This window comes from Parvularcula bermudensis HTCC2503 (assembly GCF_000152825.2).
In the GTDB taxonomy this organism is placed as follows: Bacteria; Pseudomonadota; Alphaproteobacteria; order Caulobacterales; family Parvularculaceae; genus Parvularcula; species Parvularcula bermudensis.
In genome coordinates this window covers 2,615,097-2,639,073 of record NC_014414.1, presented here as the reverse complement: position 1 = coordinate 2,639,073, position 23,977 = coordinate 2,615,097, and the positions used below count along the sequence as shown (strand labels likewise).

The window sequence follows — 23,977 nt, the reverse complement described above, 5'->3', positions numbered from 1 at the left end:
CCCCTCTAGTGTCAAACCGGCGCGGGGCCTGTTTCCTTATCGCTTATTGACTCTTGCGCGCATCGGCCAAATGGAAAGGAATGATTAAGATTTTGCCGAAGCTCAACTCTTTTTATCCAGCGCAGCTCTGCGTCAAAGCGGGGGGCCGCCTTGGCCTTAGGGACGGCCTGGCAGCCATCGGGGCGCTGGGCACGATTTTCTGGGTTGCGGCGCAGGCGGTGGACGGTCCTCTCGCGACCCCCTCTCCGGACATTGCCGAGACAGGCGGCGATCCGATCCTGGCCGAGGTCGGGCCGACACCGATTCGGCTGTCCGATGCTCGAGCGCAGGTGGCAATCTCTGACATTCTCGATACCGCCAATGTGCCGACCCTTGCCCTCTTCGAGACCGGGCTCGTCGATGAAATGGCCGATCAGGTCGCGCTGGCGGCCCTGGCTGAGCGTGAGGGCCTTGATGAGACGCTGGAGATCAAGGCGGAGCTGGCCCTCGCGCGGCGCCGTATCCTGTCCAGCGCCTATCTCGATCAAGCGATCAAACGCGAAGTCTCCGAAACTCACCTCAAGGCCGCCTATGCCGCGGAACAACGCGCCGCCGCCGCCGATCGTCGCGTCGTGATGCGGCGGCTCCTCGTCTCAAGCGAGAAAGAGGCCCTGTCGGTGGCGCGGCGGATCCAGACGGGTATTCCCTTCGGTGACATGGCACGGCGAGTCTCCCTCGATTTCGAGACGCGATCCTCGGCAGGGCTTCTGCCGCCCACGCGGGTCAGCCAATTGCCGACGCCTATTGGCGAGACTGTGGCAGCGCTCCCCCTCGGCACGGTCAGTGCCCCGGTCGCAACCGAGGAGGGCTGGTATTTGCTGATTGTGGAGAGCCGGAACGAGGTCAAGATCCCGCCCTATGAGGAGCTTCGCCCGCGCTTGATGGCGGAGCTGCAACGCAAAACCCTCGCGCAAACCGTTGCCAAGGCCCGCAACCGCTGGCCGATCCGGACGGTCGAAGCTGATTTTTCTGCCCCCAGCGGCATGTTGGCGTTAGCGGAGACGAGCACTGTCACCTGGTAGCGGACTGCCGATTTTGGTCTCGGCGGCGGGGCTGATCGATCGCGATGGGCGCCTCCTGATGTGTACCCGCCCGGCGCCCAAGGACTGGGCGGGGATGTGGGAATTTCCGGGGGGCAAGGTGGAAGCCGGGGAGCGCCCGGCGGACGCCCTTGTCAGGGAATTGAAGGAAGAACTCGGTGTCGAAACGGTCGATACCTGCCTAGCCCCCTTCTCATTCTCCCTCGATCCCAATCAATCCTTAATTCTCTTGTTGTTTCTTTGTCGAAAATGGTCGGGGACGCCCACTCCGCAGGAGGGGCAGAAAATAAAATGGGTTCTTCCCAAAGATGTCCTCGATCTCGATATGCCGCCACTCGATCGACCCTTGGCGGCGCAGGTGAGGGACTACCTCCTCCCCTGATCACAAAGGGCTAAGGGGGCAGTTTGAGACGACTACGCACATATATGAAATGGTTCCTCAGCGATGAGGAGGGGGCCACAGCGATGGAGTACGGCCTCATCGTGGCGATCATTGCCGTTGCCCTGGTGGTCGCCGTTCAGGGGGAGACCGGCACCCGGCTCCAAAAGGCGTTCAATGACGCCGCCTCGGGATTTGACGGGACGACCTGAGCGCCCGTCCTTATTCTTGCGGGAATAATTTGGCGAGGGACGTCTTTGCACTTCCCGGCTTGAGGGGCTTTTGCTGCCGGGGATGAGGTTTCCATCCCGTCAAAATGACAAGATCCGCTGTCGCCACGATGCCCTCTCGCCCGTCCGGCGCGGGGGCAATGTCTTGATAGGCGGCGAGGGCCGCCGCGAGCACATCTCGGCGCAAGGCGCCCTTCGGCCCGGCGCGCAGCACGCTGGTTTCCCCGGTGCCGCGAAGATCGGCGAAGAGACGCCCTGACTGTGCATATTCCACTTGTACATGGTCGACATCGGCCACGGGCAGAGCAAATCCGGCCTGCTGGAGAAGACGCCCGCCATCCCTGACCGCGATGAAGGGGGCGATCCTCGGCGCGACACTGCCCGTTATGGCGGCTTCACCGCGCCGCAATGCCTCTCGTAATTCCGACAAGGACCGCTCACCGGGGAAGACCGCGAGGAACAATCCATCGGGCGCCAGAACCCGGTGGGCTTCTCTCAGCACACCGGGGACATCATTCACCGCGTGGAGGGTCATCAAGGACACGACAAGCTCAACGCTGCCGTCAGCCAAGGGGAGTTTGTCGGGGGCGGCGAGGAGATCAGCCCCCTCAATGTCGTCGATTGTGACGGCCCGGCCGACATTGGCGGCGGGGGGGAGGGCGGACCGGCACGCCTTTGCATGGGGGCCGCAGATCGCCGCGACCTCGAAGCGTCGCAGAATGGCTTCGAGCCGGTCCACCACCTCGTCCACCGCCCGATCGTGGAGAAAGGCGTGCTGGATAAATCCCGCGGCGGCGCGTTGCCGTTTGCGACGTCGTGCCGCTTCGTTGAAGATAGGCCGATGAGGGGGCTCCATCAGATCACATCCTTTCTCAGCCGTTGGGACCAACGGGGGGGCATGGCGGAGACCTATCCCGGACGGGCGCTTGCGGCGAGGGTCGGGGAAGTGGTGTTCCCCTCGACCTGTCCCGTTACCGGGACCTTAGTGTCGTCCCCTGGCACCCTGTCCCCGGCGGGGTGGGCGTCTCTTGATCACCTCACCGCCCCCTGGTGCCGACAATGCGGCTTTCCTTTCACCCTTGTCGGTGACGGGCCTTTATGCCTCCCTTGCACGGGGGAGGGGGGCCTCGCCCCGCGACTGGTCGGCAAGGATCGATTGGACGCCTTCCGCGCGCCCCTTGCCTATGACGAGGTGAGTGCGGATCTGATCCTCGCCATCAAATATGCCGACCGTAGCGACTCTCTGCGCGTCGCGGGGCGCCTTCTCGCGCGGGTCGCTCAGGCTCTTCCTGCCTTTGACGAAGCCATTTTGATCCCGGTTCCGCTTCATCATCGGCGCCTAAGGCAGCGGGGCTATAATCAGGCTGGGCGGCTGGCCGACGCCCTCGCGGCCGTGACGGGACGTCCGGTGCGTCATCGTCTGCTCCGCCGCATAAAGGCGACCCCCAGCCAGAAGGCGGCCAGCGCCGATCAACGTCGGCGCCATGTGTCCGGCGCCTTCGCCGTTCGGGAAAATGACGACATCATCAGGGGGCGTTCCTTCGTCCTGGTCGACGATGTCCTGACGACCGGCGCCACGCTCCTTAGTTGTGCGCGTCCTCTGCGCCAGGCCGGGGCACTATCGGTCAGTGCCGTCACCCTTGCCCGCGTGCTCCCTGGCCGGCAGGGGCTAGGCGATCCAGGTGGGGCCGTGTAAATGTCCGATATGCAAAGTGTTATCATGTATACCACCCCGATGTGCCCCTATTGCGCCCGGGCGCGCCGTCTCCTCGAAGAAAAAGGGGCGACGATCGAAGAAAAGCGGGCGGGCCTGAATGTCGATCTGAAGAATGAGATGATCGAGAAATCGGGGGGGGCGCGAACTTTCCCTCAGATCTTTATCGGCGACACCCATGTGGGGGGATGCGATGATCTAATGGCCCTCAATGAGGAGGGGAAGCTCGACCGGCAGCTGGCTGGTGACCGATAAACGCCGCCTCACCGTCGGCCTCGTCCAAATGCGCACGGGGATCGATCGTCGCCGGTCGGTGGATGAAGCGATCCATCTCATTCGGCAGGCGGCATCTCGTGGTGCGCGCCTGATCGTCACCCCGGAAATGACCAATGTTCTCGACCGGGACAAAGCCCGGCTGTTCGCCCATCTCGATGAAGAGGCGGCACTTGAGGAAATCGGTCGCTTTCACGACCTCGCAACGGATCTCGGCGTGACCCTCGCGATCGGCTCCATGGCGGTGCTGCTGCCCGGTGATCCCCCAAAGATTGCCAATCGCGCCTATGTTTTTGGGGCCGGCGGTCGGTGGGTTACCTATGACAAAATCCACCTCTTCGACGTCGATCTGCCCACGGGGGAAAGCTGGCGGGAGAGCCGCACCATGGTGGCGGGCCAGACGGCGGGCCTGGTCGAAGCGGCGGGCACGCGGATCGGTTTGTCGATCTGCTACGATCTCCGTTTTCCTCATCTATATCGGGCCTTGGCGCGGGCGGGGGCGGAGATCCTGACGGTCCCCGCCGCGTTCACCGTCCCCACCGGAAAGGCCCATTGGGAGGTGTTGCTGCGCGCCCGTGCCATCGAAAATGCCGCCTATGTCCTCGCCCCGGCCCAGGGGGGGCGGCACGAAGATGGCCGGGCAACCTGGGGCCATTCGACCGTTGTCGCGCCAACGGGGGAGGTTCTTGCCACCCTCGACCATGATGAGCCGGGGGTGGTGGTCGCCGATCTCGACCTTGATCTCGTCAATGAGACCCGAATGCGGATCCCGAGCTTGACCCTTGAACACGACATTCCTGTGCGCATCTCAGATCTATGATTAAATACGCCCTCAAATGTCAGAACGGCCATCGGTTTGAGGGCTGGTTCTCGAATTCCGCCGATTACGATGCCCAGGCTGCTGCGGGCGCGCTGACCTGTCCTGTTTGCGACACGTCGGGCATTTCGAAAGACATCATGGCCCCCGCCATTGCCACGGGCCGCCGGAAGGAGGCGGCGCGGACCGTCGAGGCCATTTCCGCCATGCGGGAGGCGGCCCGGAAGGCGCGGGCCTATGTCGAAAAGAACTTCGACAATGTGGGCAAGCGCTTTCCCGAAGAAGCGCGCAAAATTCATTATGGCGAGTCAGAGGAGCGCGGCATTTACGGCGTGGCGACCCCCGATGAGGTCAAGGAGCTGACGGAGGAGGGGGTCAATATCGCGCCGCTGCCTGCCCCTGATCCTCCCGCCGAAACGGCAAAGAAGAAGCTCAACTAAGACCGGTTTGCTACGCCAGAGGGCGGCTGTTCTGGTGGGAGTGTCCTCTAAGGAAAGCGTCCCTTGGGAGGGGGCCTTCGCGCCCATCTGTGCCGAGGAAGAAACGGGACCAGACCGCGCTGACGATCTGATTATTGAGCCGAGAAAATCTCCTCAAAGCCCCCAAAGATCATTCGTGACCCGTCGAAGGGGGGCGCCATGGATTGCATCCGCGGGTCCTCCATCATTTTCCCCCAAGCCGCGTCCCGCGCCGCCTTCGATTCCCAAGCGATCATCGATACACAGACAATCTCGTCTTCCTTGCATTGAACCGCTAAAGGGAAGGACGTGATCTTCCCCTCCGGCACGTCCGTTCCCCAACATTCCTTGATGGCGAGCGGACCAAACGCCGCAGCGATCGTTGCAAATTCTTTGGCATGCTCAACATAGGCCTCGCGATTGGCGGCAGGCACGGCAGTCACCGCGAAATCATAATAGGTCATGGCCTCTTCTCCCCGTCTGGTAACCAGGATAGAGGAAACGCGCGGAGCTGAAAGCCTCTCTTGCAGGTAAGCCTCGGCCTCGAAAGCCATGCCCGGAAGGCGGTCTGATTTTCGCCAACGCTTCCCGGGTCGTCACCCGTCGTCCGCGAGGACGTCAGAGGCCGCCTTCGCCAATCTGTCCGCGATGCCGCAAGAGATGATCGGCAAGGACAAGGGCCATCATCGCTTCGGCCACGGGGACCCCGCGAATGCCGACGCAAGGGTCGTGTCGGCCTTTGGTTTGGACCTTAACGGCGTCACCGTCCTTGGTGACGGAGGGGACTTCCTTGAGGATCGAAGAGGTGGGCTTGATCGCCAACCGTGCCACGAGATCCTGCCCCGTGGTGATGCCGCCCAGGACACCGCCATTGATATTGTCGGGCCCTGACGGCGCGAAGGTGGGGCCGTCGGGGCCGGGGTGCATGGTGTCGACCATGTCACTGCCCCGTCCGTCGGCCATGGCGAAGCCGGCGCCGATCTCAACCCCTTTGGCCGCATTGATCGACATTAGCGCCGCCGCGAGGTCGGCATCCATTTTTCCGTAAATCGGGGCGCCAAGACCCACAGGGACGCCGCTCGCCCTGACTTCGATCAGGGCCCCGACCGAATCGCCTTCCTTACGGATGGTATCCAAGACCCCTTCCCATTCCTGCGCTGCGACGGGGTCGGGACACCAAAAGGGATTGTCGTGACGGGTCGACCAGTTCGTCCGCGCGGGGTCGATCCTATGGGGCCCAAGGCCGATGAGGGCCGCCTCGATCGTCAGCTGCGGACACATCGCTTCGAGCAGGGTGAAGGCGACGGCGCCGGCGGCGACACGGGAGGCGGTTTCCCGCGCACTCGACCGTCCGCCCCCGCGATAATCCCGAATGCCGTATTTCGCCTCATAGGTATAGTCGGCGTGGCCCGGCCGATAGCGGTCTCGGATCGACGAATAATCCTTGGAACGCTGATCGACATTTTCGATCATCAGGGAGATGGGGGTCCCGGTGGTCCTGGGGCCGTCACTCCGGTCGTCCTCGAACACGCCGGAGAGGATTTGCACCTTATCGGGCTCTCGGCGTTGGGTCACAAAGCGAGACGTCCCCGGGCGACGCTGATCGAGGCGGGCTTGGATCCGTTCAACGGTCAGGGGCAGGCCGGGGGGACATCCATCGATGACACAGCCAATGGCCGGGCCGTGGCTCTCGCCCCAGGTGGTGACCCGGAACAGATGGCCGAAGCTGTTATGCGACATGGTCTCTCGCTTCTCTTCGAAGCGGGGCATGTGGCATACTTCCCGCCATGGACAAAGACGACATCATCCCCGCTACGCCCTCTGACGAAGATTATGCACGGGAGCGGGCGGCGCAAGACGCCTTCGGTGAAGAGGCCGACCAGGGGGCCGTCTTCGATCAGGACGACCCCTTTGCCCTCTTTGCAGAGTGGATGGCCTTGGCAGGCAAGCATGAACTCAACGACCCCAATGCGATGGCCCTCGCCACCACCGGGGCCGACGGCGCCCCAGATGTCCGAATCGTTCTCCTCAAGGAGGTCGATCACGGCTTTGTCTTCTATTCGAACCTCCAGTCGAGCAAGGGGGTGCAATTAGCCGACAGGCCCCAGGCGGCGCTCTGTTTTCACTGGAAATCGATCCGCCGCCAGGTGCGGGTGCGCGGTCCTGTGGCGCCGGTGTCGGTGGGGGAGGCCGATGCCTATTTCGCTGAGCGCAGCCGGGGATCGCAAATTGGGGCCTGGGCGTCGACGCAATCCCAGATCATGGACGGGGAGGGCGATTTGACCTCCCGGATCGCGGATCTGACCGAACGCTTCTCGGGGGAGGACATCCCCCGGCCGCCCCATTGGAGCGGCTATCGGGTCCTTCCCCAGGATATCGAGTTTTGGGTCAATCGCCCCTATCGGTTGCATGATCGTCTCGTCTTCCGCCGCGAGGGGGAGGGGTGGGAGACGTCGCGCCTTTATCCGTGAGGCGGGGGCCTAGCAGCCGATGTCCCGGCGATAAAAGCCTTCGGGCCAGTCAATCCGGCCAATGGCCTCATAGGCCCGTTCCACGGCATCGGCGACGGTTTGCCCGGTAGCCGTCACATTCAGGACGCGCCCTCCATCGGCAAGCAGGCGGTCGCCCTCGGTGCGGGTACCCGCGTGAAAGACGAGGGCGCCGGTGACATGGTCGGCAGCGTCGACTGACTTGATCTCTGTCCCCCGCTCATAGGTTTCGGGGTAGCCCTTGGCCGCATAGACGACATTGGCCGCGCCTTCGGGGGAGAACGTCCCCGGCACCTCCCCCAACGTGCCCGTCGCCGCGGCATAAAGGACGGAGACCAGATCGCCGGAGAAGCGCCGCATCAGCAGCTGACATTCGGGGTCGCCGAAGCGGCAATTATATTCGATCAATTTCGGGCCGTTCTCGGTGATCATCAGCCCGGCATAAAGGACCCCGCGATAGGTGATGCCTCGCTGTTGGAGGGCCGAAAGGGTTGGCCTCAAGATGGTGTCCTCGATTCGGTCCATCAGGGCGGGGGTTTCGAGGGGGGAGGGCGAGATGCATCCCATGCCCCCGGTATTGGGGCCACGGTCGCCGTCATAGGCCCGCTTCCAGTCCTGCGCCGTACCAAAGCGCATCAGGCGTTCGCCATCGGTGAGCGCGAAGACACTCATCTCCGTCCCCGCCATGAAATCCTCGATCAGCAAGGTTTTGCCTGCGTCTCCGAAGCGACCGGCGAAGGCCATGTCGATGGCATCCTCCGCCCCCTGACGATTAGGGGCAATCGTCACGCCCTTGCCCGCCGCGAGGCCATCGGCCTTGATGACGTAAGGCGCGGCAAATCGGTCGAGGGCCGCGCGGGCGGCGGCGGCATCGGTAAAGGTTTCGGCGCGGGCGGTGGGAATGCCTTGTTCTGCGGCCAAGGCTTTCACGAAGGACTTCGAGGTCTCAAGCTGCGCGCCGGCCCGGTTGGGGCCGAAGCAGGGGATGTTGAGGTCGGAAAGGGCGTCAGCCAACCCCTCGGCCAGGGGGGCCTCTGGACCGACCACCACGAGGTCAATTCCTTCCTTGGCCGCAAAGGCGGGGATGTCCGGGGTGGCAAGGTCGAGATGCGCCCCGAGGGGCGTCATTCCAGGATTGCCGGGCACGCAGATCAAGCGTGTCAGCTGGGGGCTTTGCGCGATTTTCCAGGCGAGGGCGTGCTCTCGCCCCCCCTTTCCGACCAGCAGGATCTGCATCGGCGTCTCTTTCTCTTTCTTCCCCCGCAAGGGGCCTTGCGCCGTAGCGAAGGAGCGTGCCGGACCGCAAGCCTTTCAGCGGGGGAAGATCAAAGCCGGGGGCTCAGCCCATCGGCCAAAGATCGCCGATAGGCGGCCATCGCCGGAATGGTGCCAAGGGCCGTGCCGACGCCGATCACGGCCAGCGCGATGCCAAGATCGGTGGGGGAGGCGCCAAGGCCCGCAAGGGGAATACCGTTTCTTGCGGCCAGGCCTTCGCCAAATGTCGCGATCAGGGTTGCCGTCAGTCCCGCGCCGATGAGCGTGCCGAGGGTGGCAAGCGTTGCCGTTTCAGCGATCAAGAGGCCGAAAATATGGCCGGGGCCTGCCCCCGCCGCGCGCAATACGGCAAGTTCCCGTTGCCGCGTCGCCAGGCTCGTCAGTAGGGCAATCATCATGCTGACAAAGCCGGTGCCGACAACGAACAGCGAGATCGCGAACAAGACGGTCTCCACCGTTCCGACCACCGACCAAAGTTGGCTAAGGGCGAGCCCCGGCAGGACCGCCGTGAGGGGCTCACCTTCATAGGTCGTGATCTGTCGCTGTAAGACGAGGGCGCGGGTCCTGTTTTCAAGCCCGACCAGAAAGGCCGAAAGGGCTTCTGGATGGGCCTCGCCTTGATCACCGGGCGAGGCGACACCGTCATGCTCATGCTCATGCTCATGCTCATGCGTGTTCCCCGCTCCGATCGAGGCGCCAGGATCGCCATGCAGCGCCTCAATCCCGGCCAAGGAGACATGGATCGAGCGGTCTACGGGGGTGCCGGTGGGAGCGAGACTCCCCACCACCCGAAATTTATGTCCCTCATGCTCGGCGAAGCCCGCCGAAACGAGGCCGTGGGAGACGGTGAGTTCTGTCCCCAGATCGTAATCGAGACGATCGGCGACCTTTGCCCCGAGGACGGCCCCTTTGGGGCCGTCGAACCATTCGCCGGCCGCAAGACTAAGGTGCCTGCCCGCGCCATATTGGTAGTGGTCGAGATAGGACCTGTCCGTGCCGACGACCCGAAACCCCTGATGGCTGTCCCCCAGGGAAAGCGGAATCGTCCAGGCGACGCCCGGCTGGTCACGCAACATCTCATAGCTCTCCCACGAGACACTGCCCGTCGGCTCGCCCACGCGAAAGACCGTATAGAGAAGAAGGTTGACCCCGCCGGCTCTTGGCCCGACGATCAGATCGGTACCGCTGATTGTACTCTCGAACCCGTCGGTCGCGGCGCGGCGTAACTTGTCGACGCCAAGGAAAAGGGTCACGGACAACGCAACCGATATCACCGACAACAGAGCCGCGGTCTTGCGGCTCAACAGGCTTTGAAACGCGAGCGTGAGGAGACCGGCCATCACGCAGCCGCCGAATGCGAAGCTGGTGAGAGACTGTCGAGGGAAACCCGTCGGTCGAAATGGGACCGCAGCCGATCATCGTGGGACACGAAGAGAAGGGCGGCGCCGGAGCGTTCCGTTTCGGCCGTGAGCAAGGACAGAAAGAGATCCTGGGAGACGGGATCGAGCGCCGAGGTCGGCTCGTCGGCGATAATCAAGCCGGGCTGACCGATCAGGGCCCGGGCCGCCGCCACGCGCTGCTGTTGGCCGACGCTCAACTCACTCACCGCGCGGCGAAGCAGATCCGGGTCATCGAGGCCCAGTCGGCCAAGGAGGTCCCGTGCCGCCGATGTGAGGGGGGCAGTCTTGAGGACGGCCTGTCGCCGCCGGGGTGAAAATCGGGTCGGCAGAAGAACATTATCGATGACGGAGAGATAGGGGATCAAATTGAACATCTGAAAGATCACCCCGAGTTGATCGGCCCGCAACCGATCCCGCTGGCGACCGGACATGGTCGTCAGGGGGTGCCCGAGCACTGTGACCGTCCCCTGCTGCGGGACGAGGGTGCCGGCAATCACCCCCAAAAGCGTCGACTTGCCCGATCCACTCGGCCCTTCGAGGAGGACCTTTTCCCCTGCCTTCACGGCGAAGGAGTCAACGACAAGGAGCGGTGTCTGCGCCCGGCGATACCCGAACCGAATGCCCTGAAGGTCGATGGCATTGTCCATGGTTGCAGATCCTTTTCCGGCATCACCATACTGTTCTGAAAGTCGGGGAGGCAATGACTCCCCGGGCGATAAAAATCGGCTAGACGCGCGATCATGACCACTGCGCTCTCTTCCACGGACGACCCTCTGCCCACAGGGGTGTGTCTCTATCTCTTCGACGTCTTCCCCGATGGGACGGGCCGCCGCGTTGCCGAGAAAGACGTCAAATCGCCCCTTTCGGCGGGGGCTGCTTATCGCTGGATCCATGTGGATATCCGGCACCCCGACTCCGAGGCGCTGATCCTCGATCTCACCGACCTGACCGTGGCGCGGGCGTTAAGGGCGGAGGACACCCGCCCTCGGGTCACCCCCCATGACGACGGGTTGTTGGTGATTTTGCGCGGGGTGAACCTCAACCCCGGCAGCGATCCCGAGGACATGGTCTCGATCCGCATGTTCATCAAAGACGGATTGGTCCTGTCCTGCCGCATACGCCGCTTGATGGCCATTGTCGGGTTGCGCGAGGCCATCGAGGATGGTCGAGGCCCGACGGATGTGGCGAGTTTCGTGGTCAAACTGGCCGAGGGGCTGACCGAACGCATGGATGTCGTCATCGGCGACCTGGCCGACGAGGTCGATGAGCTTGAGGATCGCAGTCTCGATGAGGTCACCGGCCTTCGCCAGGATGTGGCGGAGATCCGCCGGGCGGCAATCGGTCTTCGACGCTATATCGCGCCGCAGCGAGAGGCCTTGTTCCGTCTTGATGCGGATAATGTGGACTTCCTCGACAGAGACAATCGTATTTCGATCCGGGAAAGCGTTGAGCGGATCACGCGCATGGTGGAGGAACTCGACGCGATACGGGAGCGCGCAGGCGTTATTTCCGATCAGTTGGCGGACCGCCGCGCGGAAGAGATGAACCGCAATATGATGATCCTCTCCATCGTCGCGGCAATCTTCCTGCCGCTTGGCTTTCTGACCGGCCTTTTAGGCATCAATGTCGGCGGCATCCCTCTGGCGAACAGTGCTCTTGGGTTTCCCCTTGTGTGTGCCCTCTCGGTCGCCATAGGCGGGGGCCTCATTCTTTATTTCCGCTCTCTCAAATGGCTCTAAGGTCAATGCGTCTCCCCGTTTTCATCGCCGTGTTGTTGGCGATCTTCGCCGGTTTCTCTTCCATCTCAGCGGCTCAATCGACCGATGAGCAGACGGTCGAGGATCGGCGTAGCCGGCTTGAACAGATCGCCGGCAGCTTAAACGGCTCAGATGTAAATCTCATTGATCTGCGGGAGGAGATTCGCACCCTGCGCCGGGCAGCGGAGGCGGCGCAAGTCCCTATCGAAACCGAGATCGCGCAGATCAATAGCGACCTCAATCGTCTTGGTCCGCGCCCGGAGGAGGGAGAAACCGAGGCCCCGGCGATCGCTGAGGAACGGTCCCGGCTGACGACGGAGCTCACTTCTGCCGAAGCCGTCAAAGCGCAGATTGCCCTCAATATCGCCGAGGCCCAACGCCTGGCGATTGAGATCGCCAATTTACGACGGAGCCAGTTCTTTGAGGATCTGTCCGCCCGTGGACCAAGCCCGCTGCAACCCGCACTTCTCGGTGAGGCGGCGGAAACATCCGCCTTGGGGTTTCGCCGCTATGCCGCGGCCCTCGCAAGCTATTGGGAGCAAAAGAAGGCAGAGAACGCCACCACAGGTCTTTTCCTTTCCCTGGCTCTCGCTGTGGCGCTCGCCGTCGCTCTGTGGATTCCCGTAAGGGGGTGGCTGGCCAATTTCCTCGCGCACCGGCTCGAGCCCTATGAGCCGCTCCCCTCGCGCAAGGTGCTGGTCGCGGCGGCGCGGACCGTGGTTCGCTTATTGCCCGGTCTGTTAGGGGGGGTCATCTTACTCGAAACCTTGCGGGCCAATGGGGCCGTCTCGACACAGAGCTATCCCCTCGCCCAGGCGATTTGGTTCACCTTTCTCGGTGTCCTGTTCGTCGAGGGGGCCGCTGTCGGCGTGTTCGCCCCCCTCGCGCCGAAATGGCGGATTGTTCCCTTGGCCACCAGTCAGGCAAGGGCGGTCAGGCTGCTCCTGATCCTTGCCGTTCTTTTCCTCGGTCTCGATCAAGTGGTGTTGCGCGGCGCCGATCTGTTCGCCACTTCATCGGCCCTGATCATCCAGATCAAGGCGCTGACGACGCTGCTACTGGCGTTGGTTCTCGCCGGATTGTCCTTCAAATCCTTGTGGACGACCAAGGGGGAGGCTGCCGCAGAAGGCGTCCCCGTCCCGACGGATCCAACACAGGACAGCAATCGCTTCCCTTGGGGACGGATACGGTTTTCAGGACGGGTCCTTGCCTGCATCGCGGTGTTGGCTGCGTTGGTCGGTAATGTGTCGCTCGGCCATTACCTGATGACACGGCTGTTCTACCTTCTCGGCCTTGGGAGCATTATCTGGTTCCTCCGTGCCCTGTTCAGGGAGGGGGTCCGCCTGGTCGATGCGAATTTCCGTAGTCAGCAGGCTGAAGAGCTTAGGGAGAAAGACGGGGAGACGGCGTCCTCTCCGCTGACCACCTATTGGATCGGGGTTGCGATCGATGTGCTGTGCCTCCTGATCTTCATCCCTCCGGCGTTGTTGATTTTGGGGGCGGCATGGTCCGATGTCCGGGGAGGGGTGACCGATGCCTTTTTAGGGTTCCAGGTCGGGCCAATACGGATCAGCTTCGCCAAGATACTTCTTGCGATCACTCTGACGGCCTTCGTCATGATCGTGACCCGTACCGCGCAACGGGTGGTCGACCGTCAGATCTTTCCCAAGGCGGGGATCGACCCGGGGGTACAGAATTCTCTCAAGACTCTGATCGGATATGTCGGCTTATTGATTGCCGTGATGGTGGGGGTCGGCACGCTCGGGTTTAACCTCTCCAGCCTTGCCATCATCGCCGGGGCCCTGTCGGTGGGGATCGGCTTTGGCCTCCAATCGATCGTCAATAATTTCGTTTCTGGACTGATTTTGCTTTTCGAGCGGCCGATCAAGGTCGGTGACTGGATCGTGACCTCCTCTGGTGAAGGGATCGTTCAGCGGATTTCGGTCCGCTCCACCATCATCGAGACCTTTGATAAGTCTTCAGTCATCGTACCGAATGCGGAGTTGATTTCCTCGGCGGTCACGAACTGGACGCATAAGAACAAATTAGGGCGAATCGTCCTGCCGGTCGGGATTTCCTATGATCTCGACCCGCAAGTTGCGATCGATGTGTTGATGAAAGTGGCGAAGGACGATCCCGATGTCCTGAGTTATCCGCCATATTACGTCTATTTCGACGATTTCGGCGATAACTCGCAAAATCTCCAATTGCGGGCCTATGTGCGGGATATTGGCCTCTCCTTGGGCATAAGAACCCGTCTGCGCGTGTCGATCTGGCGGGCGTTCAAGGAGGCGGGAATCGAAATTCCCTTTCCACAACGGGATCTGCATATCCGATCGGGTCTTGCCGGGTCGTCGTCGACGGCCTCGTCAGCGACAGTTGAGGAGGCGGGGCTCCCCCGTCGGTCTCCCCTGGCTCAACCGCAATCGGCGGCGGATCCCTCAGGTGCCCCCGATGCCGATCCCGATGGTCTGGGGGATGCCCCCCGGTGAGCACATGTCACTGCGCGCAAAGGGGACCCAAAAGCGAAAATTGGGGTTGCTCCCTACCTCCCCCAAAAAGGGCCGGGCTGTCTCAGGGGACGCGGATCCATTCACCGCTTTCGTTCTGGACACAATGTCCAGAAGGCGCCCCGTTGATCACGCGCTCGGCGGTGGCCTTGGCGGCAACCGCAACCGTCACGCCGTTCTTTGAGGCCAGATTATCATAGGCCGCGCTGCGCTGTTGATTGATGACACGCACCTCTCGGCGCAGGGCATCGTTGGCGGCGGCGCCGTCGACAATGCCAAGATAGCCGTCGATCCGCTCCCCAACGACGCAGTTCGCCTTCGCCTCCTCGATAATGGGCGGCGCGGCATGGGCGGCCCCGAGGGTGACCAGGATCGCGGCACAGGCGCCGAATAGGCGGCGGGAAAAAGTCATATGGACTACTCCGTCAGAACAGGTCGGGGTTTTGCGCGATCAGCTCTTCGACATCGCGTTCCAGGCGAACGCGAACCTCCTGCTCGATCTTAATATTGAGGTTGATCTCAATGGGCTCGTCCGGTGCCTCCACTCTGACGGTGGCGCACGCGGAAAGCGCGCTGATGAGAGCGGCTGCCAGGGCCAGAGGGCGGTAGGGAGAAGGAATCATGCGCGACATCACCACTCGTTAGACCCCTACCATGACAGGATTGAGGCAGCGGGGAAACATCTGTCGTTCTATTCGGGCGGCGCGGCGCTTTCAGTGCGGAACCGCTGGATCTGAAGCTCGGGGGTGACGGACAAGCGCGCTTGCTCGATCAGCGACAGAAGCGGCACTTCGATGGCGGCATTGAGCTTTACGGGGGTCGTCACTTCTTCGCGCACGCGCGGGTCATCAATGCGGATATCGCCCAACCCTTCGAAGGAGAAATTGAAATCGACATCGCCGTCGAGGGGGCCGTTGAGACGAACGCTAAGGGCGTCATAGCGCAAATTCTCAAGCACATCGAAGGCGAGCCGGGCGCTACGATTCGTGTCCCCTAAGGATTGAGCGGGCCCGCTATAGCGAATGGTGCCGGGCTCGGTCGACCTCAAGACCCCGTCATCGAGCCGCACATTGAGGCGCTCGATATCGAGGGGGAGGGTCCCGCTCAACCGTCCTGTCCCCGTCAATCCCTCGATATCTGCAAAGGCCAATATCAGTCCAAGATCGAGGTCGCTGGCTTTCAAAACCGCTCGGGCGGACCCGTCAAAGGCCAATCTGCTCTCTTCAACGGACACGGCGCCGCCGAACCACGGAAAGACGGCGCGCTCGACAATCACCGACTGATCGCCGGGCAGGCGGAAGCTGACCTCGCCCTCCTCCAGATCGAGGGCGTAGATGTCTAACATCCCGATCTTAAGGGTCTGGGTCTCCGGGGTCCGTGGGGGGAAGAGTTGATCGAACACAAGGACGCCATTGACGTCACGGGTTGATTTCACCGCGACCCCCGGCCCTTGAAAGGTCAGCCGATCAAGACTGACTTCGGCGTTCGTCCGAAGGCCATCTCCCCAGGCGGCCCCTGCCGTGACGGTGGCGGTCCCCGTGGTGGGGCCGATAATCCCCGACAGCGCAGGCACAAGACCGGCCGGTTGCAATCCACTGGGCTCAAAGCGGAGAGGGCCGCTGCTAAAATCCGCGCGGCCCTGGTTACCGGCGAGGCGATGGTGGCCTTCGAGCGTGCCGAGCGGTTGCCCGGCCGGGGTGGTGACATCGATATCGAAGCGCACCTGATCGTGGGCCAGACGAAGATGGCCGCGGCCGGCAATGTCATTCACCCGCCTGATCTGGCGCGCTTCCCCCAGAATAAGCCGATCAAGGCGCGCGGTTCCTTTTGCCGCGCCGCTTGCGGGCAAGGTGAGGGCCACAGCTCCTTTGAGGCGATCGAAGGTCAGCGCACGGTTGACGGTCCCGGCTCCTCCGCCAATCTCGGCGTCGATTGTTGTCCCGCTCAGCTCCCGGATCACAGAAAGATCCGTGTCGAGTGAGTTGACCGCCATTTTTGTTTGGCCCGCTTGGGCCGTGAGGGACCATGACCGTGCGCGGGCTGCCACTCTCAGCGGCGCTTTGCCTCCCGTCGTCTTCACCAAGGCCGAAGCGGCGGGAAGGATCGTTCCGCCGTTGAGGGTAAAGGTCGTTTGGTCGGTGGAGAGGCGCCCCTGCTCAACCCTCAATTGTGCCGCTTCGGGGATCGCCACTTCATAGCCGCCCTCCTCGGGCAGGAGGGCGGCCAATGAGCCGGTGAGCGTCAGGTCATCGAGGTGAAGGGGGCCAAGCCGGGTGCCGGCGCCGCTGGTGATGAGATTGACGACCCCTCGACGGTCCTTCGGCGTGAAATGGCCCTCAGCCCGCAAGGCGGCGGCGGAAAGGCCGGCGAGGTGGAGATCGGCCAGGTCGGCCGTGAAGGCGATGTCGTCCGGCACCTCGGGGCGCGTCGCAAGAGTGAATTCTCCTTCGCCGGTGGGGGAGGCCACCGCCATGCGCACCGAAACCGCCATTCCGTTGGGGCCGAACTGGGCGAGGGGGATGGCCTCCCCCCGCGGCAGGACCGTAACCGATGCGCCCTCTATCCCCGCAAGACGCAGGGCAGGGGGGGCAACGGTCGAGAGGGTCACCCGTCCGTCCTCATAGCGCGCGTCAAGGGTGCCGCTCACCGCCAAGGGGGCGCTCGCCGCGGCCTCGCCCATCAAGAGAGGGGCACCCGCCCCCACGCCGAAACGCTCGCCGAGGTGAAGGACCCCGGAGACAATTTCCACCGTGCCGCTCAGGTCCGCCTCTGTGGGGAGCAGCAAGGTCTCCTCCCAGGCGGAAAGGGTCACCTCCCCCTCGGCGATGAGCGAAGAGAGGGCATGGTCGGCGACCGCGACATCGCCCGCGAAGGAATAGACGGCCCTCAAGGGCGCTTCTCTTGGGGCTTCAACACTGAGTGTTAGACTGCCGTCACTGGTAATTCGAGGGGTAAGCCCTGCGCCCTCGCTCACGATATTGGCGTCAAGGGTGAGCCCCGCCTGCTGTGTGAAGCGTGCGTCGAGTTGGGTTCGAAGCAGGCCCTCTGGCGTCTCCACGAGGAAGGTCGAGTCGCTGATGACGAATTCCTCAAAGGGCAGCGCCGCCAAGGTAAAACGCTGACTGCCTTCACCCCTCTTTATGGAAGGAAGCTGTGGTCGTCCGCGGCTGTCCAACGAGAGGGTGACGGCTGCCTTGTCGAGGTGCACGCGGTCGACCCGGCGTGAGAAAAGGACGTCGGCGGGATCGTACACCACTGATAATGTTCCCCGTGGGATGCCGCTGCCAGGCGGGGCATCCACGACGAAATCAGCCCCCGTGAGCGCGAGGCGATGGATGTCAAGCTCAAGGTCAGTGAGGCCGCGCTGGTGCAACGCTTCGGAAACCAGCTGCTCTGTCAGGGGAGCGCGGGCAATCACGACTGCCATGAAGAGCTGGGCCAGAATGGCAAAAGGGCGCGAGAGAAGGGCAAGAACAGCGCGCATAGGTCACGATAGCTGAGGCGATCGCAGGCGTCGCGGATAAAGGAGAGCTTGAGGCGACGCGCTGGTCAAAAAACGAGGCCCCCGGCCCGGAGGGGGGGAGCCTTAATACGGGCGGCCCCTGTCCTGTCCCCCCGGCCCGCAGTCCATGGCCAAGCGCTCAGGGCAGGCTTTGCGGCGCCCAAAGCCCTCGCGCCGTTAAGGCCCAGCGATGAAGATCCGCGGCGATGACAGCGCAGCTAAGCGGCGGCAGGGGGCACGTACGGGGCAGGGCACCATCAACCACCCTAGACCCAAAAGGGATCCCCGCCTCAACGAAAAAAGGCCGCTCAGAGAGCGGCCTTTCAACTCACAAGGAGTTTCCCTTACTCAGGGCTAACTTCTTCATCGTCGTCGTCGTCGTCATCGACGGCCGCGGCAACGATCGCCGGAGTGGCGAGCATCAGGGTCGCGACGGCAATCGTCGGAAGACCAGGAGCTTCCATTTGAGCGGCACCGAGGCTGACCGGCTGTGCGTCGCACATATCAGCGGAAACGGTGACGGACATGCCTTGCTCGAGGACGGCGGTGCAGCCGAACGCAGAGATGGAAGCAGAACCGTTTTGCGCGATCACGCGATCGTTAGCGAACACGTCGGCGCCGTTGGAAAGCGCGACGGTTTCGTTCGCGCGGAGGACGAGCGCGTCACCTTCGACGACAGCCGTGCCAACCGGAGCAGCAACAGCCGTAGCGAAGAGAGTAGCACCCGCGATGGAAGCGGAAATCAGTTTTTTAGTCATCATAATGGAACCCCGTAAGACCGAATTGAGACATACTCAAGAACGCCCGAGTTGTAAACCGTGCCAATCCTAAAACTGGCGATCTTTCCGAACACAACACCCACTCTAGCGATCAAGTGAGATTGAGCATTCCTTGTCATGCCTAATGAGTCAACGGCGAAACCGGTTCCCGGGGCGATGCAGCATTTTTTGGCCGAATGGGCGATGAAGGGCTTGGGCGCCGTTAGCGGGCGCCCTTGCGAGTCAAAATGACTCCAATTGTATGAATCACAATCACAATATCGAGCCATAGTGAGAAATGCTTGACGTAGAAGAGATCGAACTCAAGCTTCCGCCGCACGTCCTCGACGCTTGTAACGTGCCCCTGTTGCACCTGGGCCCAGCCGGTAATGCCGGGCCGAACCGCGTGCCGAATACGGTAGAAAGGAATTTCTGATTCGTACCATTCAGAGAGATTGAGGGTCTCAGGCCGCGGACCGATCCAGCTCATCTCCCCTCGAAGGACATTGACCATTTGCGGCAGCTCGTCGATTCGCAGGCGCCGTAGGATATGGCCGATGCGCGTGATTCGGTCATCGTCGGATTGGGTCATGTCCGACAGGCGGTCGGCGGTCGACTGAACATGCATCGATCGAAACTTGTAGACGGTGAAGGGCTTGCCGCGAAATCCCATCCGGGTCTGCTTGAAAATGGCGGGGCCGGGACTGTCGAGGCGGATCAACATCGCCACAATGAGAAGAAGCGGTGACAGGCCGATCAGCAGCGCCAGAGAGACAAGCCCGTCCAACCCGCGTTTCGACCGACGATAGATGAGGTCGAGACCGATCTGGCCGAAACTGTTCTCCGAGAGGTGATCAATCTGGACGCGCCCCTCGAGCGATTCGACCAATTGCTTGGCATTATAGACCGCGCGCCCCTGGATCGCCTGTTCGGCGATGTACCGCTCCCAATCCTCTGACAGGGTATCGGACCGAAAATCCGCCACCAGCGGGATGCTCGGCTTGGCTTCCGCTTCCTTGATGGATCGTAGAGGCAATGCCGTGACGGAGGTGATTTCCGAAAGATCATCGGCCCTGCCCCCTGGGATCACCCCAAAGGTCATGTGATGGGCGCGCTCGATCAGGATATTGGACACAAGAAACCACACCGTTGTCCCCACCGCGCTCGAGGCGAGAAAGGGCTGGCTGTATTCCAGGCGCAGGGCAAACAGCACCAGGAAACCGGCGCAAAATGACATCACGAAAGAGGGGACCACATTGATGATCGCCTCAGAGCCGGGGAGGGAGGCCGTTTTGCGGAGGATCAAAAATCCCATCAGCAGCGCCGCGACGCCCGCGCTGATCGAGGTCTTTGTCACGGGGCTCGCCAGATAGGCCGGCAGTTTGTCGATGTCGTCGATATAGAGATTAGCAGCCACCAGGAAGGGCACGAGCAGCCCGAAGATCGCGCCGCCGAGCAATTGATAGCGGATACGCGTGAGCTGCAGGAGAACCTGACGACGCCAATGCCGATCGACCGTACTCGAGAAAAAAGTCGTATCGTAAGCGATCATTCGCAAGATCCCCTATCGAGCAGTGAAGGCGGATACGCAGAAATGCTCTCCCCTTCGGCGCTCACGGTGCACGCAGGCAAGTGTTAACCGACCGACACAAATTGAACAATCTCTTTCCGTGTGCACGTGCGAATGCGTGTAGCCTATAGGTCAGCGGTTAACCAAGGCCTTCACGCCCCAAACCGCCAGAATAAGGATCGCAAGGACAAGATAAAGTCCCAGCATGTCTTCTATCGATTGCGCCAAGAGGGTGTTCCAGGCGGTGATGCCCAACTCATTCCAATGATCGACGGAGAATCGCGCCGATGAAGCAAGACCCATGATCGCAAACCAAGAAAGAGCGAGAAATATCAGACCCTGACCGGCTTTCCCCCAAAGGGCGAAGAGGCTGTTCATGGTCAGCCCCTGGATAAGGGCAACGGCTGACATCAGCGCCAAGAGGGTCAGCGACACCGGTGGTTCGACAACGCCTCGGACAGCGGTCACCAGATCATTGACGATTTCGAAAAACATCAGGCCCCCCCCGATTTCGATCGTGGTCAGTTAACCAGATCGCCGGGGCGCGCAATAGGGCAAAATTAAGGCACAAGCCGTCAGCGCCGAAAGCCGCGATGTACAGAACCTCAATCTCAGGATCGCTCCGGGTCGGGGACGGGGCGATTGGCCCAAAGGAGAACCGGCTTCAGCGGGAAGGCCCAGACCGTCCCAACGAGAATATAATAGACAAGATCGATCGCCCAATGATCTGGCAGGCGATCGGCGATGGCCAAGACAATCCCGATATAAAGGACGAGAAAAACCGGGAAGGACAGGATCAGGATCAATTTCTTGGTGCTGGGGGTCATGCGAGGGGAGGTCTCCTATCCAGATGTCTAGAAAGACATGCCGACGGGCACAATGTCGCCAACGCGGCGTGGGGTCGCGCTGGCAAGTTTGGCCCAGAGGCTTATAGACCCCTCCATGACTGAGAGCTTGTCCCCCCAAACGCCTCGCCCTCGGCTGATCGCTGGATGGCTGTTCGGCCTGTGCGCCCTCATCGCCCTGATGGTCACGGTGGGCGGTGCCACGCGCCTCACGGATTCGGGGCTGTCGATTACCGAATGGGATCCAATTATGGGGGCGCTGCCGCCCCTCTCCGAGGCCGGTTGGCAGGACCTATTCGAAAAATACAAGCAGATCCCCGAATATACGCTGGTCAATGCGGGGATGACCCTGGCCCAGTTCGAAGAAATTTTCTGGTGGGAATGGGGACACCGGAATTTGGGGCGCTTCATCGGGCTTTATGTGGCCCTGCCGCTCCTTTGGTGGTCACTGCGGGGGACGGTGTCAGGTCCGCTGCGGTGGCGTCTTTGGGGCCTTTTCGCCCTTGTCGGCCTTCAAGGCGCCATCGGGTGGTTCATGGTGGCGAGCGGCCTTTCGGATCGGGTCGATGTCAGCCATTTTCGGTTGGCCTTGCATCTTGCCACCGCTTTCCTCCTTTTCGGCCTGACATTGTTGCAGGCCCTCTCCCTTTGGGGGGCGCTTCAGCCGATCGCGGCGCCGCGTCCTGTCCGGGTGGGGCTCTCCGTCCTGATGGGCGGAGTCTTTTTACAGATCATCTTCGGCGCTTTCGTCGCGGGGCTGCGGGCGGGGAAGACCTATAATACTTGGCCCCTCATGGATGGTGAGGTTTTTCCCCGTGGCTATTTTGTCGGATCGCCGGATTTTGGGGATACGGTGAACTCCATTGCCGCCGTCCAATTCAATCACCGCTTATTGGCCTATGTGCTAACGGGAGTTGCGATTTGGCTCCTCGTGGCGGTTTGGCGAGAACACTCGTCCTTGCGTCGCTGGAGCGCGCTGATCCTGGCGGGCATTGTCCTCCAGATGGGCCTGGGGATTTGGACGGTGGTCATGGCGGTCCCCATGGCCCTTGGGCTGTTGCACCAATTGGCCGCTCTCTGCCTCTTCGGCCTCGTCCTTACGGCGTGGTACCGGGTTAATCCTGCGTGGGCAGGGCGAGATCGGGCACCTCAATCGTCACCGGTGCCGACATCTCCGACGATGTCGACGGCGGCATAGGGCGCGTGTCTTCGGCGAGGGACAGCTGGTCGGCGAGCGCAAGCCAGGAGAGAACCACGAGCCCCTGGGACGAGGTCACGATGGCGGCAACCCCATTGCGATAGACCGCGCCGAAATTGCCGCGACCGAAGGCTAGGCGGTCGACCGCCACCGGCTGACCTGCCACCTTGAGGCGAAAGACCGTCTCGCCCGTTCTGACGGTCCCATCGTCGAGCACGGCGAAGATGACGGGCGCCCCCTCGGTCAGGGGCATGGCGGCGATTCGGTTGGTGCCGGGCAGATCGGCGACATTCGCGATCAGCACCGTGCCATCGGGATTAAACGCGGCGATCCGGCCGTCGCGTTTCAAAACGTAGATCCGATCCCCGGCCGCCGTGCAATCGAGCGCCGGATCGGTCCTGATGACGGTCGTCTCAAAGCTTGGGCCTTCGGCGCCCGTTCGGGCGGAAATAACGGTGACCCCACCATCGGCATCGATCCTGAAGACATGATCCTCAAGGGCGCACAGGGCGCGCGGGCGCCCAGCCAGGGCGCCGGGTTCAAGGGCGGCGATCTCTTGCAGACTGTCGCGGTTGGCGCCGAAAGTTCGGAAACTTACCCGACCGTCGGCGCGCTCGACGACGATCAGCGGGCCCCCCTCGCTCTGCGTTGCCGTCGCCGCCGCCACGGCGCCGCCGAAATCGATCATGGTCGCATTGCGTGTTTGCGATGTCGGCACCAGGGCAAGGCCGGCCGCCCCATTGCCCACGATCACGGCGCTGTCGAGAACGCTATCGGGGTTCCGGGACAGGGCGAGGCCTGTGACCGTGCCCTCGAACCCGCCAAGGACGTCGGTTGCCGAAAGGGGGAGGGGGCCGTCCCCCGCAGCCGCGGCGGGGGCGCTGTCTTCCGTCGCCGGGGCAGCAGGGGCCTCGGCGCTCTGGTCCTCTTTCTGCCCGCCACAGGCGCAAAGTCCCACAAAAAGGCTCAGGAGGGTCATTTTTTTGAGCATGGTGAGTCCCTTTTGCTGTCCCACTGCAACGGTCTTTAGCAAAGCGAAATCAGGGAGCTAGAGGTGAGACGCGCGTTATGTGGTATATTGATACCACAGTTTTAAGTCGCTGTTTTGTCTCGTCGATTTTAGGCATGCTTGACATTATCGCGAGGGTGGCAAATACGCAGCGCCTTGCGGAGTGACGCTTCGCTCGATTTTCATGATTAGGCGGGGCCGGCCCCGCAGAAGGAGAAGAGGCGGCCATGCAGACCGAGGCCTCGAAGACATATCAGACCAAGCCCGCGGATGTGGATAAGAAGTGGGTGGTGATCGATGCGGAAAATCTCGTTGTCGGTCGGCTGGCATCCCTGATCGCCATGCGCCTGCGCGGCAAGCACTTGCCCACCTACACCCCCCATGTCGATGACGGCGACCATGTGATCGTCGTCAATGCCGAAAAGGTGGCGTTCACCGGCCGCAAGCGCACGCAGCAGACCTATTATTGGCACACCGGCTATCCCGGCGGGATCAAGTCCCGCACGGCGGACAAGGTCCTTGAAGGACGTTTCCCCGAGCGGGTGCTGTATAAGGCGGTGGAGCGGATGATGCCGAAGGACTCCCCCCTGGCGCGCCGTCAGATGACCCACCTTCATGTCTATGCCGGGCCCGATCATCCCCATGACGCCCAACAGCCGACGCCCCTCGATGTGGCGGCCCTCAACTCCAAAAATACCCCCCGCGGTTAAGGCA

26 protein-coding genes are annotated in these 23,977 nt (G+C 62.3%); 12 read left to right on the top strand and 14 right to left on the bottom strand.

Going from position 1 to position 23,977, the window contains the following annotated elements; all coding sequences use genetic code 11:
• Positions 1 to 80 precede the first annotated feature (80 nt).
• The 3 genes from PB2503_RS12385 to PB2503_RS14420 are packed head-to-tail and all read left to right on the top strand — an operon-like array spanning position 81 to position 1,670.
• Positions 81 to 1,061 (top strand): peptidylprolyl isomerase, encoded by a 981-nt coding sequence (locus PB2503_RS12385; protein ID WP_013301596.1) that lies wholly within the window; start codon positions 81 to 83, stop codon positions 1,059 to 1,061.
• A 13-nt stretch (positions 1,062 to 1,074) separates the two neighbouring features.
• Positions 1,075 to 1,461, top strand: a complete 387-nt coding sequence (locus PB2503_RS12380; RefSeq protein ID WP_013301595.1) for a (deoxy)nucleoside triphosphate pyrophosphohydrolase — start codon at positions 1,075 to 1,077, stop codon at positions 1,459 to 1,461.
• Positions 1,462 to 1,484: 23 nt separating this feature from the next.
• Positions 1,485 to 1,670, top strand: a complete 186-nt coding sequence (locus PB2503_RS14420; protein WP_238525778.1) for a Flp family type IVb pilin — start codon at positions 1,485 to 1,487, stop codon at positions 1,668 to 1,670.
• Between the two features lie 10 nt (positions 1,671 to 1,680).
• Here PB2503_RS14420 and PB2503_RS12375 read toward each other — a convergent pair whose 3' ends face one another.
• Complete coding sequence (locus tag PB2503_RS12375) at positions 1,681 to 2,544, bottom strand: class I SAM-dependent methyltransferase (RefSeq protein WP_013301593.1); 864 nt, start codon at positions 2,542 to 2,544, stop codon at positions 1,681 to 1,683.
• Between PB2503_RS12375 and PB2503_RS12370 the strand changes: the two genes are divergently transcribed.
• Genes PB2503_RS12370 through PB2503_RS12355 form a run of 4 tightly spaced genes read left to right on the top strand, consistent with a single transcriptional unit; the run spans position 2,530 to position 4,932 of the window.
• On the top strand, positions 2,530 to 3,384 hold the full coding sequence (locus PB2503_RS12370; RefSeq protein ID WP_013301592.1) for a ComF family protein: 855 nt from the start codon (positions 2,530 to 2,532) through the stop codon (positions 3,382 to 3,384). The genes PB2503_RS12375 and PB2503_RS12370 overlap by 15 nt on opposite strands.
• A gap of 9 nt (positions 3,385 to 3,393) precedes the next feature.
• Positions 3,394 to 3,657, top strand: coding sequence for a glutaredoxin 3 (gene grxC / locus PB2503_RS12365; protein WP_041535692.1), 264 nt, complete (start codon positions 3,394 to 3,396; stop codon positions 3,655 to 3,657).
• Positions 3,647 to 4,495: a carbon-nitrogen hydrolase family protein gene (locus PB2503_RS12360; protein WP_013301590.1), complete on the top strand. Its 849-nt coding sequence runs from the start codon at positions 3,647 to 3,649 to the stop codon at positions 4,493 to 4,495. Before grxC ends, PB2503_RS12360 begins: the two co-directional genes overlap by 11 nt.
• Complete coding sequence (locus tag PB2503_RS12355; RefSeq protein ID WP_013301589.1) at positions 4,492 to 4,932, top strand: DUF1178 family protein; 441 nt, start codon at positions 4,492 to 4,494, stop codon at positions 4,930 to 4,932. Before PB2503_RS12360 ends, PB2503_RS12355 begins: the two co-directional genes overlap by 4 nt.
• Positions 4,933 to 5,063: 131 nt before the next feature.
• Here the strand turns inward: PB2503_RS12355 and PB2503_RS12350 are convergent, their stop codons facing one another.
• On the bottom strand, positions 5,064 to 5,414 hold the full coding sequence (locus tag PB2503_RS12350; RefSeq protein WP_013301588.1) for a DUF1428 domain-containing protein: 351 nt from the start codon (positions 5,412 to 5,414) through the stop codon (positions 5,064 to 5,066).
• 154 nt (positions 5,415 to 5,568) lie between these two features.
• Positions 5,569 to 6,690 carry a chorismate synthase gene (gene aroC, locus PB2503_RS12345; RefSeq protein ID WP_041535691.1) on the bottom strand — a complete coding sequence of 374 codons (1,122 nt, stop codon included), beginning with the start codon at positions 6,688 to 6,690 and terminating at the stop codon, positions 5,569 to 5,571.
• Between the two features lie 47 nt (positions 6,691 to 6,737).
• Between aroC and pdxH the strand changes: the two genes are divergently transcribed.
• A complete protein-coding gene (pdxH, locus tag PB2503_RS12340; protein ID WP_013301586.1) occupies positions 6,738 to 7,421 on the top strand; it encodes a pyridoxamine 5'-phosphate oxidase in 684 nt (227 codons plus the stop codon).
• A gap of 9 nt (positions 7,422 to 7,430) precedes the next feature.
• Here the strand turns inward: pdxH and purD are convergent, their stop codons facing one another.
• From purD to PB2503_RS12325, 3 genes are all read right to left on the bottom strand, one after another.
• On the bottom strand, positions 7,431 to 8,675 hold the full coding sequence (gene purD, locus PB2503_RS12335) for a phosphoribosylamine--glycine ligase (protein ID WP_013301585.1): 1,245 nt from the start codon (positions 8,673 to 8,675) through the stop codon (positions 7,431 to 7,433).
• A gap of 89 nt (positions 8,676 to 8,764) precedes the next feature.
• Complete coding sequence (locus PB2503_RS12330) at positions 8,765 to 10,054, bottom strand: ABC transporter permease (protein ID WP_013301584.1); 1,290 nt, start codon at positions 10,052 to 10,054, stop codon at positions 8,765 to 8,767.
• Entirely contained in the window at positions 10,054 to 10,761 is a 708-nt protein-coding gene (locus tag PB2503_RS12325) for an ABC transporter ATP-binding protein (RefSeq protein WP_013301583.1), read from the bottom strand. Before PB2503_RS12325 ends, PB2503_RS12330 begins: the two co-directional genes overlap by 1 nt.
• A gap of 93 nt (positions 10,762 to 10,854) precedes the next feature.
• Here PB2503_RS12325 and PB2503_RS12320 point away from each other — a divergent pair, with 93 nt between their 5' ends.
• The gene (locus tag PB2503_RS12320) at positions 10,855 to 11,853 is read left to right on the top strand and encodes a zinc transporter ZntB (protein WP_013301582.1); all 999 of its coding nucleotides are present in this window, start codon (positions 10,855 to 10,857) and stop codon (positions 11,851 to 11,853) included.
• 5 nt (positions 11,854 to 11,858) lie between these two features.
• A complete protein-coding gene (locus tag PB2503_RS12315) occupies positions 11,859 to 14,363 on the top strand; it encodes a DUF3772 domain-containing protein (RefSeq protein WP_013301581.1) in 2,505 nt (834 codons plus the stop codon).
• Between the two features lie 82 nt (positions 14,364 to 14,445).
• Here the strand turns inward: PB2503_RS12315 and PB2503_RS12310 are convergent, their stop codons facing one another.
• From PB2503_RS12310 to PB2503_RS12280, 7 genes are all read right to left on the bottom strand, one after another.
• A complete protein-coding gene (locus tag PB2503_RS12310; protein WP_013301580.1) occupies positions 14,446 to 14,793 on the bottom strand; it encodes a YdbL family probable chaperone protein in 348 nt (115 codons plus the stop codon).
• 13 nt (positions 14,794 to 14,806) lie between these two features.
• Positions 14,807 to 15,013: a YnbE family lipoprotein gene (locus PB2503_RS12305; protein WP_013301579.1), complete on the bottom strand. Its 207-nt coding sequence runs from the start codon at positions 15,011 to 15,013 to the stop codon at positions 14,807 to 14,809.
• A 59-nt stretch (positions 15,014 to 15,072) separates the two neighbouring features.
• Positions 15,073 to 17,865 (bottom strand): intermembrane phospholipid transport YdbH family protein, encoded by a 2,793-nt coding sequence (locus PB2503_RS12300; RefSeq protein ID WP_013301578.1) that lies wholly within the window; start codon positions 17,863 to 17,865, stop codon positions 15,073 to 15,075.
• A 362-nt stretch (positions 17,866 to 18,227) separates the two neighbouring features.
• Positions 18,228 to 18,644, bottom strand: coding sequence for a hypothetical protein (locus PB2503_RS12295; RefSeq protein WP_013301577.1), 417 nt, complete (start codon positions 18,642 to 18,644; stop codon positions 18,228 to 18,230).
• 220 nt (positions 18,645 to 18,864) lie between these two features.
• A complete protein-coding gene (locus PB2503_RS12290) occupies positions 18,865 to 20,193 on the bottom strand; it encodes a sugar transferase (RefSeq protein ID WP_013301576.1) in 1,329 nt (442 codons plus the stop codon).
• A 150-nt stretch (positions 20,194 to 20,343) separates the two neighbouring features.
• Positions 20,344 to 20,706 carry a hypothetical protein gene (locus PB2503_RS12285; RefSeq protein ID WP_013301575.1) on the bottom strand — a complete coding sequence of 121 codons (363 nt, stop codon included), beginning with the start codon at positions 20,704 to 20,706 and terminating at the stop codon, positions 20,344 to 20,346.
• Between the two features lie 116 nt (positions 20,707 to 20,822).
• Positions 20,823 to 21,038 (bottom strand): DUF2842 domain-containing protein, encoded by a 216-nt coding sequence (locus PB2503_RS12280; protein WP_013301574.1) that lies wholly within the window; start codon positions 21,036 to 21,038, stop codon positions 20,823 to 20,825.
• 115 nt (positions 21,039 to 21,153) lie between these two features.
• On the opposite strand from PB2503_RS12280, the gene PB2503_RS12275 reads away from it, so the two are divergent.
• Complete coding sequence (locus PB2503_RS12275) at positions 21,154 to 22,254, top strand: COX15/CtaA family protein (protein WP_041535008.1); 1,101 nt, start codon at positions 21,154 to 21,156, stop codon at positions 22,252 to 22,254.
• On the opposite strand, the gene PB2503_RS12270 is transcribed toward PB2503_RS12275, so the two are convergent.
• The gene (locus tag PB2503_RS12270) at positions 22,172 to 23,245 is read right to left on the bottom strand and encodes a PQQ-binding-like beta-propeller repeat protein (RefSeq protein WP_013301572.1); all 1,074 of its coding nucleotides are present in this window, start codon (positions 23,243 to 23,245) and stop codon (positions 22,172 to 22,174) included. The genes PB2503_RS12275 and PB2503_RS12270 overlap by 83 nt on opposite strands.
• 245 nt (positions 23,246 to 23,490) lie before the next feature.
• Here PB2503_RS12270 and rplM point away from each other — a divergent pair, with 245 nt between their 5' ends.
• Complete coding sequence (rplM, locus tag PB2503_RS12265) at positions 23,491 to 23,973, top strand: 50S ribosomal protein L13 (protein ID WP_013301571.1); 483 nt, start codon at positions 23,491 to 23,493, stop codon at positions 23,971 to 23,973.
• Positions 23,974 to 23,977 lie beyond the last annotated feature (4 nt).